This is a genomic window from Streptomyces sp. yr375 (genome assembly GCF_900110755.1).
Taxonomy (GTDB): Bacteria; Actinomycetota; Actinomycetes; order Streptomycetales; family Streptomycetaceae; genus Streptomyces.
In genome coordinates, this window is sequence record NZ_FOFF01000048.1 from 57,298 (window position 1) to 70,987 (window position 13,690).

Annotated in this window: 13 protein-coding genes and 4 pseudogenes; 8 read left to right on the forward strand and 9 right to left on the reverse strand. The window is 67.0% G+C overall.

Going from position 1 to position 13,690, the window contains the following annotated elements; genetic code table 11:
* Positions 1 to 12: 12 nt before the first annotated feature.
* The 4 genes from BMZ82_RS32390 to BMZ82_RS32405 form a co-directional block, all read right to left on the reverse strand.
* On the reverse strand, positions 13 to 1,665 hold the full coding sequence (locus tag BMZ82_RS32390) for a sensor histidine kinase (RefSeq protein ID WP_093780966.1): 1,653 nt from the start codon (positions 1,663 to 1,665) through the stop codon (positions 13 to 15).
* Positions 1,662 to 2,402 carry a response regulator transcription factor gene (locus tag BMZ82_RS32395; protein WP_177244770.1) on the reverse strand — a complete coding sequence of 247 codons (741 nt, stop codon included), beginning with the start codon at positions 2,400 to 2,402 and terminating at the stop codon, positions 1,662 to 1,664. Before BMZ82_RS32395 ends, BMZ82_RS32390 begins: the two co-directional genes overlap by 4 nt.
* A 186-nt stretch (positions 2,403 to 2,588) precedes the next feature.
* The gene (locus tag BMZ82_RS32400; RefSeq protein WP_093780981.1) at positions 2,589 to 3,482 is read right to left on the reverse strand and encodes a DUF2797 domain-containing protein; all 894 of its coding nucleotides are present in this window, start codon (positions 3,480 to 3,482) and stop codon (positions 2,589 to 2,591) included.
* Positions 3,483 to 3,565: 83 nt separating this feature from the next.
* A complete protein-coding gene (locus BMZ82_RS32405) occupies positions 3,566 to 4,243 on the reverse strand; it encodes a ribonuclease domain-containing protein (RefSeq protein WP_143098946.1) in 678 nt (225 codons plus the stop codon).
* Positions 4,244 to 5,212: 969 nt separating this feature from the next.
* Here BMZ82_RS32405 and BMZ82_RS42210 point away from each other — a divergent pair.
* Positions 5,213 to 5,410, forward strand: coding sequence for a hypothetical protein (locus BMZ82_RS42210; RefSeq protein ID WP_256252236.1), 198 nt, complete (start codon positions 5,213 to 5,215; stop codon positions 5,408 to 5,410).
* A 466-nt stretch (positions 5,411 to 5,876) separates the two neighbouring features.
* Here the strand turns inward: BMZ82_RS42210 and BMZ82_RS32415 are convergent, their stop codons facing one another.
* Positions 5,877 to 6,290 carry an RICIN domain-containing protein gene (locus tag BMZ82_RS32415; RefSeq protein ID WP_177244771.1) on the reverse strand — a complete coding sequence of 138 codons (414 nt, stop codon included), beginning with the start codon at positions 6,288 to 6,290 and terminating at the stop codon, positions 5,877 to 5,879.
* Positions 6,291 to 6,902: 612 nt separating this feature from the next.
* Between BMZ82_RS32415 and BMZ82_RS42215 the strand changes: the two are divergent.
* The 4 pseudogenes from BMZ82_RS42215 to BMZ82_RS32435 all read left to right on the forward strand — a co-directional run.
* A pseudogene (locus BMZ82_RS42215) lies at positions 6,903 to 7,013 on the forward strand (helix-turn-helix domain-containing protein); the annotation flags it as partial.
* A gap of 187 nt (positions 7,014 to 7,200) precedes the next feature.
* Positions 7,201 to 7,296: pseudogene (locus BMZ82_RS42220) on the forward strand (sigma-70 family RNA polymerase sigma factor); the annotation flags it as partial.
* Positions 7,297 to 7,304: 8 nt separating this feature from the next.
* Positions 7,305 to 8,042, forward strand: a pseudogene (locus BMZ82_RS32425) (integrase); the annotation flags it as partial.
* A gap of 359 nt (positions 8,043 to 8,401) precedes the next feature.
* A pseudogene (locus BMZ82_RS32435) lies at positions 8,402 to 8,743 on the forward strand (site-specific integrase); the annotation flags it as partial.
* Positions 8,744 to 8,933: 190 nt separating this feature from the next.
* On the opposite strand, the gene ltrA reads toward BMZ82_RS32435, so the two are convergent.
* Positions 8,934 to 10,394, reverse strand: coding sequence for a group II intron reverse transcriptase/maturase (ltrA, locus tag BMZ82_RS32440; RefSeq protein WP_093780970.1), 1,461 nt, complete (start codon positions 10,392 to 10,394; stop codon positions 8,934 to 8,936).
* Between the two features lie 543 nt (positions 10,395 to 10,937).
* Here ltrA and BMZ82_RS32445 point away from each other — a divergent pair.
* Positions 10,938 to 11,186 (forward strand): tyrosine-type recombinase/integrase, encoded by a 249-nt coding sequence (locus BMZ82_RS32445; protein WP_256252237.1) that lies wholly within the window; start codon positions 10,938 to 10,940, stop codon positions 11,184 to 11,186.
* A 114-nt stretch (positions 11,187 to 11,300) separates the two neighbouring features.
* On the opposite strand, the gene BMZ82_RS32450 is transcribed toward BMZ82_RS32445, so the two are convergent.
* The 3 genes from BMZ82_RS32450 to BMZ82_RS32460 all read right to left on the reverse strand — a co-directional run bounded on the left by BMZ82_RS32450 (position 11,301) and on the right by BMZ82_RS32460 (position 12,850).
* The gene (locus BMZ82_RS32450) at positions 11,301 to 11,480 is read right to left on the reverse strand and encodes a hypothetical protein (protein WP_093780971.1); all 180 of its coding nucleotides are present in this window, start codon (positions 11,478 to 11,480) and stop codon (positions 11,301 to 11,303) included.
* A 2-nt stretch (positions 11,481 to 11,482) separates the two neighbouring features.
* Positions 11,483 to 11,695 carry a DUF2188 domain-containing protein gene (locus BMZ82_RS32455; protein ID WP_256252238.1) on the reverse strand — a complete coding sequence of 71 codons (213 nt, stop codon included), beginning with the start codon at positions 11,693 to 11,695 and terminating at the stop codon, positions 11,483 to 11,485.
* A 753-nt stretch (positions 11,696 to 12,448) separates the two neighbouring features.
* Entirely contained in the window at positions 12,449 to 12,850 is a 402-nt protein-coding gene (locus BMZ82_RS32460) for a hypothetical protein (RefSeq protein WP_093780982.1), read from the reverse strand.
* A 250-nt stretch (positions 12,851 to 13,100) separates the two neighbouring features.
* Here BMZ82_RS32460 and BMZ82_RS32465 point away from each other — a divergent pair, with 250 nt between their 5' ends.
* Both BMZ82_RS32465 and BMZ82_RS32470 read left to right on the forward strand, forming a co-directional pair.
* Positions 13,101 to 13,403, forward strand: a complete 303-nt coding sequence (locus tag BMZ82_RS32465; protein ID WP_256252239.1) for a hypothetical protein — start codon at positions 13,101 to 13,103, stop codon at positions 13,401 to 13,403.
* Between the two features lie 30 nt (positions 13,404 to 13,433).
* On the forward strand, positions 13,434 to 13,690 hold a 257-nt coding region (locus tag BMZ82_RS32470), incomplete at its 3' end, for a transposase (RefSeq protein WP_143098947.1).

Below are 13,690 nucleotides of genomic sequence, written 5' to 3' on the forward strand. Positions count from 1 at the left end.
CATCGACTTTCGTCAGGTGCCCTGTTGCACCCATGTGGTGGCACTGTGCTCCACCTGTGATTCGAGTTGCCAGTTCGTTTCGGGTGCCGGCTGGGGCGCGACGGGGCCGAGCGCGGGCAGATGCACGGTAAAAACGGTGCGTCCGGGCACGCTGTCGACGGTCACGGCGCCACCGTGCGCGGTCGCGACGGCCTGCACGATGGCGAGGCCGAGGCCGGTCGAGCCGGTGGCGCGGGAGCGCGCGGAGTCGCCTCGGGCGAACCGTTCGAAGACATGCGGGAGCAGGTCGGGGGGAATGCCCTGACCGTTGTCCTGGACGTCCACGCACAGCCACGGCCCGCGCCGCTGCACGCGCGCGGTGACGGTCGTCCCCGGCGCGGTGTGCGTACGGGCGTTGGCGAGCAGGTTGACGAGCACCTGCTGAAGGCGTGCCGCGTCGGCGGAGACGAGCGCGGGCTCGTCGGGAAGTTCGAGACGCCAGACATGGTCGCGCCCGGCGGCGCGGGCGTCGCTGATGGTGTCGATGACGAGGGGCACGAGGTCGGTCTGCTCGAACTGCAACGGCCGTCCGGCATCGAGCCGGGCGAGCAGCAGCAGGTCCTCGACCAGGAAGGTCATCCGGCCGGCCTCGGACTCGATACGGCCCAGCGCGTGCTTGGTGTCGGGGCCGACCTCTTCGCGTCCGCGCCGGGTCAGCTCGGCGTATCCCCTGATGGAGGCCAGGGGGGTGCGCAGCTCATGGCTGGCGTCCGCGACGAACTGCCGGACCCGCATCTCGCTCTCCTGGCGGGCGTGCAGCGCGCCGTGGACATGGTTCAGCATCCGGTTGAGCGCCGCGCCGACCTGCCCGACCTCGGTGTGCGGGTCGGTCTCGGACTCGGGCACGCGCTCGCTGAGGTTGACCTCGCCGGTGTGCAGGGGCAGTTCGGAGACCCGGGTGGCGGTCGCGGCGACCCTGCGCAGGGGGCGGGTGGCGACACTGACCATCACGGTGCCCGCGAGACCGGCCGCGATGAGACCGGCGAGGGTGAGGCTGACCTCGACGATGATCAGGGTGCTGATGGTGCCGTCGACGTCGGAGGTCGGGAAGCCGACGTAGAAGTCGCCGTTGTTGCCGTTGATGTACTGGACCCGGTAGGTGCCGAGACCGGGGATCTCGACGGTGTGCGCCTTCTGATCCTGCGCGACCGAACCGAGCACCTTGATCTGGGCCTCGTTGAGACCCGTGGGGGTCATGTCCGTGTAACCGGCGGTGTTCTTCGTCCGCTTGCCGACCTTGCCGCTGGTGATCGAACCGTTCTCGACCTTGGCCGCGAGGGCCTTCTGCGGCCCCGGGCCCCGGCTGACGAACTCGTCGAGGGTGATCTGCTTGGGCCCGCCGGTACTGCCGGTGCCAGTGCCGGTGCCCGCACCGGTGTCGTTCTTGGCGCCGTCCTTGCCACCGGGTCCTCCGGCGGGCCCACCGGAGACACGCATGGTGGCCTCCATCACGGAGCCGTCCAACTGCTTGTACAGATGATCGCGCAGCACGAGGGTGGTGACGGTGCCGATCACCGCGCAGACAACGGCGATCAGGGTCACGGACACGACGACGAGCCGCGTCCGCAGGGTGCGCGGCTTACCCGCTCGTCTCTTCTGCGGACGCGGCCGTCGTCGCCCGCTCATGACGCCGCGGGCTTGATCAGGTACCCGGCGCCACGCCGGGTGTGGATCATCGGCTCACGCCCCGCGTCGATCTTGCGCCGCAGGTAGGAGATGTACAGCTCGACGACGTTGGCCTGGCCGCCGAAGTCGTACGACCACACGCGGTCGAGTATCTGCGCCTTGCTGAGCACGCGCCGCGGGTTGCGCATCAGGAAGCGCAGCAGCTCGAACTCGGTGGCGGTGAGGTGGATGTTGTCCCCGGACCGCGAGACCTCGTGGCTGTCCTCGTCGAGGGTGAGGTCCCCGACGACGAGCATCGAGTCGGAGCGCCGGTCGGCGGCGCCGGAACGGCGGATGAGCCCCCGCAGCCGGGCCACGACCTCTTCCAGGCTGAACGGCTTGGTGACGTAGTCGTCGCCACCGGCGGTGAGCCCGGCGATACGGTCCTCGACGGCGTCCTTGGCGGTCAGGAACAGCACCGGAACGTCCGGCAGCTCCCGCCGCAGCCGTCCCAGGACGGTCAGCCCGTCCATGTCCGGCAGCATCATGTCGAGGACGACGGCGTCGGGCCGGAACTCCCGCGCGGTCTGGATGGCACCCGTGCCATCCCCCGCACTCCGGATCTGCCATCCCTCATAGCGCAGGGCCATGGACAGCAGTTCGGTGATCGACATCTCGTCGTCCACCACAAGCACTCGGACGGGGCTCCCGTCCGGCCTCAGCAGTTCGGTGCGCCCCTGGGGCGAGGTCGTGGTCATGTTGGACACCTTGTCCGGGTCCCCTGAGAGCACTCTTTCACTTATCTGTGATTTCCCTGAGAAACGCACAGGCACCTCTCAGGCAACACCTGGGAACCCTTCACCCGCTCCCGACACCCACCCGCCCCCGAAACACCACAAACCACCCACACCACCCACGCCGCCCACGCCACCCACCAGGCACCCTCAGAACAACCCGTCCTGCCGATGCCCGTCCCCAACGTCGAAGCGCCGGACGGGAAATTCGGGACTTACTGGACTCAAGGGACCAGCACCCCCCACGGGAACCAGCTCCCACCCCCGCATCAACCGCGTATCGAGGACGACCACCCCCGCCCGGGTGGCCACGTGCACATCAGGCCCGGCGGCAGCCACCAGCTCCCCGCCCACCGACCCCCCGGCGACGAGCTCGCTCACCTCCCCGAACGCGGCCGGCGCCCCGGCGAGCCCGAACGCCCGCACATGATCCACCGGTTGGCACGGCTCCCGCTCCAACGACTCGGGCCACCCCGCAAGTTCCACAGCGCGCCCGTACACCTCCCGTATCTCACAGGCCCGTTCCTCCTCCCCGTCCGGCAGCGCGGCCCGCACCGCCCGCTTCACCGCGTACGGAATCCGGTCCGGCACCCGCAGCGCCGCCCGCAACAGCTCCTCGGTCCGCCGGGCGGCCATCAGCGGCCCGACACCGAGCCATGTGAAGCAGACGGCCCCCTGCTCCAGCAGCCGCACCGACCCCCGCTCGGCAGCGGTGATCCCCACCTTGACGAGCCCCGGCCCGAACCACGCCAGATACACCCGGTACGGCCGCGGATCGTCGGCGACCCGGTCCGCGGCGACGGAATGCGCCCGATCCAGCCGCCCGCACTCCTCGCACCGCCCACCGGTACTCCGCCCCGACACGACCACGCCCCGAGCACACGCATACCCCCGAGCCCCGACACACCGCCGCACACCCCCCTCCACCACCCCGAAGGCCACCCGCTTCCCCCACACCAGCGAACTACGACGCCCCCCGTCCCACACCAACACGGGCCCTTCCGCAGCCCACCGCAACCCCGCGCACTTCCATGCCTGTCCCATCCCCCACAACGCTAGCCCCACCCACTGACAACGGGAGGCAGGCGGATCCCCCGCCTGCCTCCCGTTGTCACCGCGGTCCGCGCCTAGAAGTGGCCCAGGTAGTGGAAGGTGTTGTAGTGGTCGAACGTGGCGTAGACGTCGCCCGTGATGAAGTTGCGCACGATTCGCCGCGCGTTGCGCGCGCTCCTCGCCGCTCCGTAGTAGTCGAGGTCGTACTCCACGTAGGAAGACAGGTGGGTGAACCCGATCCGGTTGGTGAAGGTCGAGTAGGCCCGGTTCGCCGCCACGCCGCGGTTGCGCTCCATCTGGGTGACGACACCGTTGTAGTCGTTGTACGTGCCGCCGTAGTAGATGAACTGGGTGTGGTGAACGGCGGGCTCCCAGTATCCGAACCACTGGCGGCCATGGTTCTGACCGGGCCACCCGTGGCCGACGTTCGGCTCGAGAACGTAGTAGCTCCGCGCGTTGGACCAGTTCACGGCGAAGAAGTCGATCTCGTGGTTGGCCCAAAAGTCCGCCGCTTCACGCGCGTCGTTCCAGTCTCCCTGCGTCACGCCTTGCGGAGACGGGTTCTGCGCCGAGTTGCAGGCGCACGGGGCCGTCGGAGCCTGGGCGAAGGCGGCGCCGGAGTCGGCGATCACGCCGCCGATGAGAGCGAGCAGCAGGCTCACGACGGTCAGGATCCGGCGACGGCCCGTGAGCCCGGGCTTTGTGCGGCGTTCCACGTCAGGCGCGGACGCCGGGACAAGGGTAGAGGACACCTATTGCTCCTTCAGTTGGTCTCTGCGGTTCCGGCGGGGTCGTAGCGGCCGTGATCGCCCTGGTCTGCGGCGAAGGGGTTGGCGGCCACGATCAGTGAGGCGCCCATGGCGAGGGCGGCGGCTTGCTGGACGAACGCTGCTGCGCCGCCCCCGGTGGGGGTGTGCGCCGGCCTTGACGGGAAGGTCGACGATGACCTGTCGCCGCCGTCACGTGGCGACCGAAACGAGACGCTCGCCGTCGGACAGAACCGAGACTCGACGGCGGAGAGTTGTCGCTCAACCCCCGCTCATCAGGGGAATCAACCCGCGCTGCGGCCCCCACAGGGCCATACCCGAACGTCACAGGCCGCGCCGCCGACGGCCCGCGGTCCGAGCGGCGCTCGATCCGAACGTGCGCGGAGAGCAGGTGTGGAGACCGCGCGTCTTCGGTGGATGGACGCCACGAGTGGGGTACCTGAGTGGCACGCGGCACTTCTGTACGCCCCGGAAACACCAAAGGGCCCCGGATCTCTCCGGGGCCCTTTGACCTGTGTGCACTCGGCAGGATTCGAACCTGCAACCTTCTGATCCGTAGCTCTGTGTGGATCGGTCGCTGAGGGGCATTCCGGTTAGTCGGAAGTGCCTGAGGAGCGCTGAAGGTTGGGGGCGGTTGTTGGGGTTGCTGTAGCGGGTTGCTGTACGGTCGCGGCAGCTTCACGGGCATACGCGAGGTTGTTACGGCTGGCCAGGGTGGAGGGGTGGGTGTCGCCCAGGACCTGCTCGCGCTGGGTGAGGGTGGTTTCGTACAGGGGGATGGCCCGTCTCAGGTACCCCGCCGCCGCAAGCCCACCGGCCGGCCCGAAACCCGCGAGAACGTCTACGCGGTCACCAGCCTCGCCGCCCATCAAACCCGCCCCGCCGACCTCGCCACCGCCATTCACGGGCACTGGGGAATCGAGAATTCCTCCCATTACATCCGGGATCTCACGTTTGCTGAGGGCACCTCGACCATTCGCGCTGGCACCACACCTCGCGCCATGGCCACCACCCGCAAACCTCGCCATCGGCACCCTGAAGATCCTCGGAGCCGACAACATCGCCAAGACCACCCGCACCATCCGCGACGAACCCGAACGAGCACTCGCCATCCTGGGCATCACCAACAACCCGGACACTCACGGAACTTGATCAAGCCCTGACCCATACGTCGGACGTGGACCGCTGCCGTTCTCCCACCCCGCTGATCGCATACGGCGTTCTGTCGTGCCGGCTGGGTTTCTTCGCCCGATTCCTGGACGCCCGTTCCCCATTGCCGTCGATACTCAGGTCCGGGATGTGGATCACTATGGATCGGTTTCAACAGGATGCCTCATCACTTCAAGCACACTGCTGACTACGGCGTCACTGCGAAGGAGAGCAGAGCGAGCAGGCAGGCATTCGTGAACGCCCTGGAAGGATCTTTTCCATGTCGCGCACGACTACGACTCGGCTGGCAAACGGGATCACAGGACACCGGATTCGAACAAGTTGCTCTGACTGAGGGAAATGGATGGGCTCCTCGGCTCTGAGGCCGAGGAACCCACCCATTCGTGGCCGCCTAATCAAGGCCGCCAATTCAAGGCCACCCATTCAAGGGTCCAGACGCGGCCAGTTTTCAGAAACCCAGCTTCCAGAGCTGGAATCCGCCGTTGCTGCAGGAATTCAGGGAGGCGTTGTTGCTCACGCACAGGCCGGGTTCGAAGGCGCTCTGGAGCTTGACCTGGTTCCAGCTCGACCCGACAGCGTTCCAGAGTCCGGCGTGGAGGCCGTCGCTGCCGAGGCACGAGTCGGTGCGCAGGCGGAAGTTGATGTCGAACCTCAGGCACCGTCCGGTCGCCTTGTTCTGCAGCTGGACCACGTCACTGGACGTGTGGCGAGCGAAGAGCGGGGTCCAGGTCTGGTAGTCGTTCCCCGTCGAGCAGCCGCCCATGTAGACCTGGCCGTCCCAGTTGCTGTCCAGGCACTGCCCGTTCTCCCAGTTGCGCAGGAGGTTCGGCCCGACGTATGCGGACGCGCTGCTCGCGTTCATGAGGGACAGTCCCATGAAAAGCCCGAGAGCGAGAATCGCCGCCCATCCGCGACGCGCGAAATTCCCCAGGTTCGGGGTTCGAGTACGACCTAATGTGCCACCCATGTAAATTCCTTCCACTGACAGTCTTTCTGCAAGTAACCGTGAGAGGTCTGCCATGACGGGATGAATCAGCCAGACCCTCCATTTCCTTTCCTTTCTCCTACCCTCCTCTTCCTTGCGTGCTGTATGAGGTGCCAAAAGGACCAGATGGTTTCAGTGGGCTGCATGATGTAAGTCACATTCCCGATGCGGCACCCGGCGTTCCGATCGCCCGTCCGACCTGACCGCGACTGGACCTGAGCGACGGCTCCGGGTGACGAGCTTGTGCACCTTCCACTTCGTGCCCGCGGCCGCCGTCTCCAGGTCGTCCAGGAGGGCGAGGTCGGCGTACGGCGACCGCTCGGGCTCGGCCACCGCCGGCTCCTCCTACTCGACGACCGTCGGTGCGAACAGGGCGGCGTTCGAGGCGACGATCTCGCCCGTCTTGTCGATGTACTCCTCCACGGTGTGCATGCCGCGGAACTGCAGCACGCTGCGGGTGACCTCGCGCTCCCAGGACCCGTCGCCGAGATGGGCGCCGCCGGTGCTGATGGCCGGGCCGGCCTGACGGGTGCCGTGTTGGCGCAGCGTGCCGGGGTGGGGCAGCCGACCGTGTCCAAGGTCGAGAACGGGCGCATGGTTCCCAGCCTCGACGTCCTGCGGCGCTTCATCCTGGCCCTCGACCTTGACGAGTCGACCACCCATGAGGTGCGTGACCTCCTGGCCGCCGTCGAGGCTGCGCCGGACACCATCGAGACAACCGGCGACGACGTACCCGTCGGGGCGACCCTCGATGATGCGGTGCGGTCCGCGCGGCTGGTGCGCTCGTTCCACCCTGATCGGCGTCGAGTACGACCCGCAGACCAGCGAACCGAAATCCGTCGAACTGCTCACCCCCCTCTACCAGCACGACGAGGAGAAGTCGTCGTGGGGATCACCCCCGCTGCCCGCTGCCCGCTGCCCGCTGAAACGGGCCGGGAGAACGAGGACTTCGCCACCGCCGCTCCCGGAGCCGCCGTACTCCTGGACGGCGCGGGCGTCGCCGGGGCGGAAACCGGGTGCACGCATGGCGTCGCCTGGTTCTCCGCCACGCTGGGCGGTCTGCTGCTGAGCACCATGACGGCTCACCCCGCCCGGCCTCCGGCCGACTGCTTGGCCGACGCGATCACGGCTGTCCGGTCCCTGCATGAGGACGGTTGTGACCTGGCCTATCGGGCCAGTCCGACCAGTACGGTCGTCGCCGTCCGGGCCGGTGCGGGAGCTCTGGAACACCTCGTCCTTGGTGACTCGTCCCTCCTCCTCACCGACAAGGCCTGCGGGGTGGTCGCCGTCGCCGACCGGCGTTTGGACGGGGTCGGCATGGAACTTCGTGGGTCGCTCGACGCCTTGCCCACCGGTTCCCCCGGACACGCCGCAGCCCTGGCCGAGTACCGCGACGCCCTCACGGAGCTGCGCAACCGGCCGGGCGGCTTCTGGATCGCGGGGCCTGACCCACGAGCGGCCCAACATGCCCTCACGAGTGCGGTGCCGCTGAAGTCGCTCGCATCCGTAACGCTGCTGAGCGACGGGGCTACGCGACTCGTCGACCGTTTCGAACTCACCACCCGGCAAGAGACGCTGTCGGTTCTTGATGGGGGCTCCGGTCATCATGTCCGGGCTCATCGCCCGGCCGTGGGAGAGCGAGTTCGGTGGGCGTATGCGTCACGGCATCGCCTACCGGGCGGACGCCGTCATGGTCAACGCCCCGGCGTCGGTGCAGGGCTGATCGCCATGACCGACTCCGCCTGGGCACTGGTGCTGTGCCTGCTGGCAGTGATCGCGCTGCTGGTCCTGCACCGTCGTGTGCCGGTCGCGTTCTGGTGGCTCGTGGGCTATCCGTTCGTCGCGCTGCGCGTGCTCACCACCTACCGGGCCACGATGGGCGCCTGTGGCCTGACGGTGTCGGCTTCGGCTGTCCGTCGGGCCACGGCCCGGGGATCGGTCGGGAGGCTGCGGAGGTGCGTCCGCTGGACGCCGCAGAGGTTCGCCTCATGCTCAAGACCGCCCGGTCCCACCGCCTCTACGCCCTGTGGCTGCTGCTCGTGTCCACGGGCCTGCGGCGGGGTGAAGCGCCCGCCCTCACCTGGTCGGACGTCGACCTTACGAATGGTCAACTCCGCGTCCGTCGGAACGTACAGCGCATCCGGCGTGAGCTGATCTTCGGCAGTCCCAAGACCATGCGCTCCATTCGTACGGTGTCCCTCCCGAAGCACTGCATGCGGGCACTCGCGCAGCACCGAGCCCAGCAAGAGCGGGAACGCATGGTGGCAGGGAAGAAGTGGCAGCCTGCCTCGGGGCACCCGGACGGGCTGATCTTCACGACGACGACCGGCCGCGTCACGGACCCCCGCAGCCTCAACCGGATGCTCACCATCCTGCGCCGGGACGCCGGCGTACGACGCGTGCGCGTGTTGAGTCGGCCCGGGGCGCGGTACCGGGATTGCTCCCGGTCCGTTTCCCCGGACCGCTCGCCGAACCCGCCGTACCGATCTCTCGGTAACGGGCTCTCCACGGTGTCTGCCGTCAGGCAGTGGCGGGCCAGGGCGTTGGGATCTTGTTGCCCCGGTAGGTGTAGCGGGAGACCGCCACCTTCTCGATCCGGAAGAACTCGACCCCGTCCGCCGCGATCCGCCAGCGCCCGGTGGCGGCGGTCAGATGGCGGCGGAGTTGTCCCCAACTCCAGCCGTGGCGGGCTCTCAGCAGGTGGGCGAGTCTCCAGAACGTGAAGTCGTCCAGCTTGCTGAAGGTGTGCTTGGCCACGGCGTGTTTGAAGTAGTTGGCCCAGCCTCGCATGATCTGGCCCAGCCGGGTCAGGGTTGATGCGAGGTCCCACTGTGATGTCTTGTGCGTCAGGGCACGGATCTTCGCCTTCAGCGTCCGGACGGGCCGGGCGTCGATGAAGGTGTAGACGTACCACTTGTTCGTCCCCCTCTTGCGTTTCCACCGGATGCGGAAGCCGAGGAAGCTGAACCCGTCGCTCATGTGGACCACTTGGGTTTTGGCTGGTGAAAGCCTTAGCCCCATGGTGGCCAGCACACCGGCGACGTCTTCGCGCAGCGCTTCGGCGTCCTCGCGCGAACCATGCACCAAGATCACGAGGTCGTCGGCGTAGCGGATGATCCGCCACGTCGGCCGGCCACGGGAACGTCGGTAAGTTCGCTTTCCCGGGGTGGACATCGCCCCGCCGTCCTTCCACGGAGCCATCACGTGCTCGTCTAGCGCGGACAGCGCAACGTTGAAGATCAACGGGGACAGGATGCCGCCCTGGGGTGTGCCGGTGTGGGTGTTGCGCTGCTCGCCGAGTTCGGTGAGCACACCGGCCTTGAGGAACGCCTTGACCAGGGCCAGCACGCGTTTGTCCTTGACGCGCGCCCGCACTCGATCGAGAACGAAGGAGTGTGCGAGGTTGTCGAAGGCCGCCTCGATGTCCGCGTCCAGCACCCAGCGATATCCCCGGGTGCCGAAGTGGTGGATCTCAGCGATCGCGTCGTGTGGCCTGCGCCGGGGCCGGAATCCATAGGAGACCGGCTCGAAGTCGGCCTCGAAGATGGGTTCCAGCACCAGCTTCAGCGCCGCCTGGACGACACGGTCGGCAAGCGCGGGAATACCGAGCTTGCGGACCTTTCCCGACCCACCCGGTTTGGGGATCTTCCTCTCCCGCACCGGCAGCGGCCGGAACGAGCCGTCCCTGAGGGCGGCCCGCAGATCGTCCAGGAAACCGGGGACCCCGATCCGCTCCTCGATCCCGGCGACCGTCAGGCCGTCGACACCGGGAGTGTTGGCCCCCTGGTTGCCCGCGACCCGGTCGAACGCCATGAGCAACGTGGCCGGGTCGTGCACGAAGTTGAACAAGTCATCGAACCGACGGCCCGGATCGGCCGCCGCCCAACGGTGAAGCTTGGTCTGCATCCCCGATACCCTCGCCCATGACCCGGCAGGTCCCGGACGCGGAGCGCCGCCGTTCGGCGGTGCGTCTTCCGGCATTACAGTCTCCAGTCCTTCTCGAAACCGCTGCCGCCCTTCCCCATGTGCGCGGGCTTTCCCCGGCTCGGAGTACTACGGCGGCTCCGCCCCGTCCCAGGCCGATCGGCGGTCGGTGAGCCCGGCCCCGACCCCACGCTGGATGCACGGGTTTGGGGCAGGCCCGGGACGGTTCCCGTGTTCACAGTGATTCGCTCGTCGAAGTAGGAGCCCGACTATGCCCCTGCGGCCTCGCTGCGAGTACGCCGCAGCCCTTCCTCGCAGCCTCCCTGACAGCTCGTACCCACCGCCTCAGGAGTTCCCCGCCCACACGCTCGACGGGTGCGCGCCGCTCCCGGCCCAGATCCACCAGGTTCGAGCCGGTGTCGCATAAAGGGGGTGTCACACGCCGGTTCCTCGCGTACTCCTCTCCATCCCGCTTGCCGGACCCGCACCATCTGGCAGTACTGGCACGTCCCGGCGTTGTCAGGGCTGCTCCCACCTTCCCCGGCACCACCCGGTTCAGGCTGCCCTCAGCTCCACCGTCCCGCTGCGACGGGATCAGCGGTGAAGGTCTCTCACCTCCACTCGAACCACTGCGCCTCACGGCGCACTCACGACCTGCGACACACCTGCGCGTCCCTCCTCCATGAGCAGGGTGCCGACGCTCGCATGATCATGGAAGTTCTCGGCCACAGCTCGATCCGCGTGACCATGGACATCTACACCTTCGTCCGGCTCGACTCGCAGCGCTCGGCGTTCGATCGAGTGGGGGATGCCCTGCGGAAGGACGACGACACGAAGCCGGGCGCATAGACGGAGGCGCAGTCGAGGCTCTGCCCGGAACCCATTGTGGCTCCGCACATTCCGGCACTAAGACGGAGTCCCCGCCGCGTTGCAGGGACTCCGTCTTAGAACTGACTACCTGAGTCAGCCGCTGATCAGGTCGATGGTTTCGACCCGAGCGGACCGGATTCTGAACGTCACGACGACGTCACCGTGGCTGTCGACCGCGTAGAAGTCGATGAAGTCGCCAACGGTCTTGAACCCGGAGGCTTCGACCTCGCGCTCCTCGTCGAAGTCCCTATTGATCACGTACTTGTCCATCACGATCAGCCCTTCGACTGCTTCGGGTCGTTGCCCGGCGGGACGGTGTTCTGCTCTCGCACCTGACCGTTCGTGCCCCGGATGCGCAGCTCTCCGCCACCGTCGTTGGCCAAGATCTCCTTGGCACGCGCGGCCGCCTCAGCCTGAGTCGGCAGAACGGCGCTGGCTCGTTCAGCCCCAGGCTTCGTCACTGCCCAGCCGTCGTCGCGCTTCGACACGTCTCGAATGTTGGGTTGCCCTGTCATGAAACATCCGTTTCCGAGATCGGACGCGCAGGACGGCCATCTTGGAGGAACCAAGAGACGGCGATAGGGTCCGAAGGCGCGACCAACGCATCAGGCCCCATCCACGCGCCCAACCTCAAGTTGGGCCCCGGCTGGGGCCTGCTTTGGTTTGGCGGATCAAGTGAAGCACCCCAGACGACCCGTCAGCAAGCAAGGACACCCCAACATGTACCGGGAAACGGGGAGTCCACTACAACATCTTGTGTTTAGGCGAGAGCTCAACACCAGGATACCGGCGCCCACTGACAGTGAGGATGACCCGACGGAGACGAAGGGACTCCGAAGCGACAGTAGCCCTCACCTACGCAGACCCTCGATGATCCAGACTCGCGGTCGGGACCGCGATGAGAGCCGTAGGCGGGCGGGCACGCACCAGCCGGCCGCACACTCTCGACAGCTCCACAAAAGATGCGTGCTCCGACAACTCACGGTCGCACTAGTCACGGTTGGAGACTGTTGCCGTCAAACACTGCCGTCAACGCAAAACCCAGAGGCCCCATGGATTCCTCCACGGGGCCTCTGGCCTGCTGTGCACTCGGCAGGATTCGAACCTGCAACCTTCTGATCCGTAGCTCTACAGAGATCGGTCATTGGAGGTCATACGGGCTGCGGGGAGGGTCGTGCGGGCCGGGGTCGGTCGCTGACGGTTGCTGGGGTTGCTGTACTTCGTTGCTGTACAGCAACGGGCTACCAGTCCCGCCAGTCATCCGTGATCTCGGTGCGGCTGATGCCTCGCCTCCCTGCCAGAGCAGGGACATCTATGCCGTGCTCCATCAAGGTCTGATCGATGTAGAGGCACAGTTCTTCACGCTCCTCGGTCTCGTAGCCTGCACCGTCGTGATCCTCGTTGATCTCGTTCAGCACCAGAACGACACGCTTGATCGCTTCGAAGACCTGCTCGTCGTCCTGGTCCCGGAGCGCCTCTACATCCAACTCGAACGCGCGCAGTGCCTCATCGGTCGCCGCAAGCAGCGATTCCGGGAAGAGCTCCGACAGGAAGGCATCGCTCGGTGAGCGGGTTCCCGCCGCGATCTCTGTTGCCTCTTCGTCCACGCGCGCACGCCAACGTGCTGATGGTCTGATTGCCATGCCCTGGACGGTAAGCCCGGGCTCTGACAGTGCCGCTGCCGCGCGCGCTTTCCAACTGTGGTGGTGGTCTTGGGCGCCTCGGACGGGGCCGTTCACCTGCGTTCATGGGTGGCCGGTCGTGGGAGCGGCTACCGCCCTCGGACTCGCCTGAACGGCCGTGAATGGCGCTGAATGAGACGGAAACTGAGACGGACGGTGGGCCGAACCTCGGACCCGCAGCCGTGTCTGTCCCGCGTGGCATCATCCCCACGTGCTTAAGATCCCCGGATACGAAGGCGGCCCTCTTGTCCAGGGCAGCGCCTACCTGGCCAACCCATTGTTCTGGCCCGTACACCTCGGCACCTGCCTGCGTGGAGAGGATGCACAACGAGCGGCGTTCGGGGCCGACTGGGACGCGGCCATGGAGCTGTATCGCGTGCTGTCCGCCGAGCATGAGTGGCCGGTGTTCAGCGTGCCTCTGTTCTCCGGCCATACGATCTACGTCGTCTACCGCAACTTCGTGGGCGAATGGGGGGTTGAGGGGCCACGAAGTTTCCGGACAGGCACCCAATAGGGTTGTCCTGAACAAGGAAACGAGGAAGAAGTGGCGCCACCCAGTAAGTACTCGCCGGAGTTCCGTGAGGAAGCCGTCCAGATCGCATTGAGGTCAAGCAAGACGATCTCCGAAGTCGCCCGGGAGCTTGAGCTGAACTCGGAGACGCTACGCGGCTGGGTGAAGAAATACCAGAAGCAACAGGAACCGGCCCCCAATGCGGAACTGACGGTGAACGAGCGGGCGCGCCTGAAGGAACTCGAGCGCCGCAACCGTGAGCTGGAGATGGAAGTTACCTTCCTGAAAAA

Bases quoted from the DNA above. Each gene is read 5' to 3' on its own strand.
- BMZ82_RS32390 (WP_093780966.1), bottom strand. From the start codon at position 1,665: ATGAGCGGGCGACGACGGCCGCGTCCGCAGAAGAGACGAGCGGGTAAG.
- BMZ82_RS32395 (WP_177244770.1), bottom strand. From the start codon at position 2,402: ATGACCACGACCTCGCCCCAGGGGCGCACCGAACTGCTGAGGCCGGAC.
- BMZ82_RS32400 (WP_093780981.1), bottom strand. From the start codon at position 3,482: ATGGGACAGGCATGGAAGTGCGCGGGGTTGCGGTGGGCTGCGGAAGGG.
- BMZ82_RS32415 (WP_177244771.1), bottom strand. From the start codon at position 6,290: ATGAACGCGAGCAGCGCGTCCGCATACGTCGGGCCGAACCTCCTGCGC.
- ltrA (WP_093780970.1), bottom strand. From the start codon at position 10,394: ATGCCGGAAGACGCACCGCCGAACGGCGGCGCTCCGCGTCCGGGACCT.
- BMZ82_RS32460 (WP_093780982.1), bottom strand. From the start codon at position 12,850: ATGGCAATCAGACCATCAGCACGTTGGCGTGCGCGCGTGGACGAAGAG.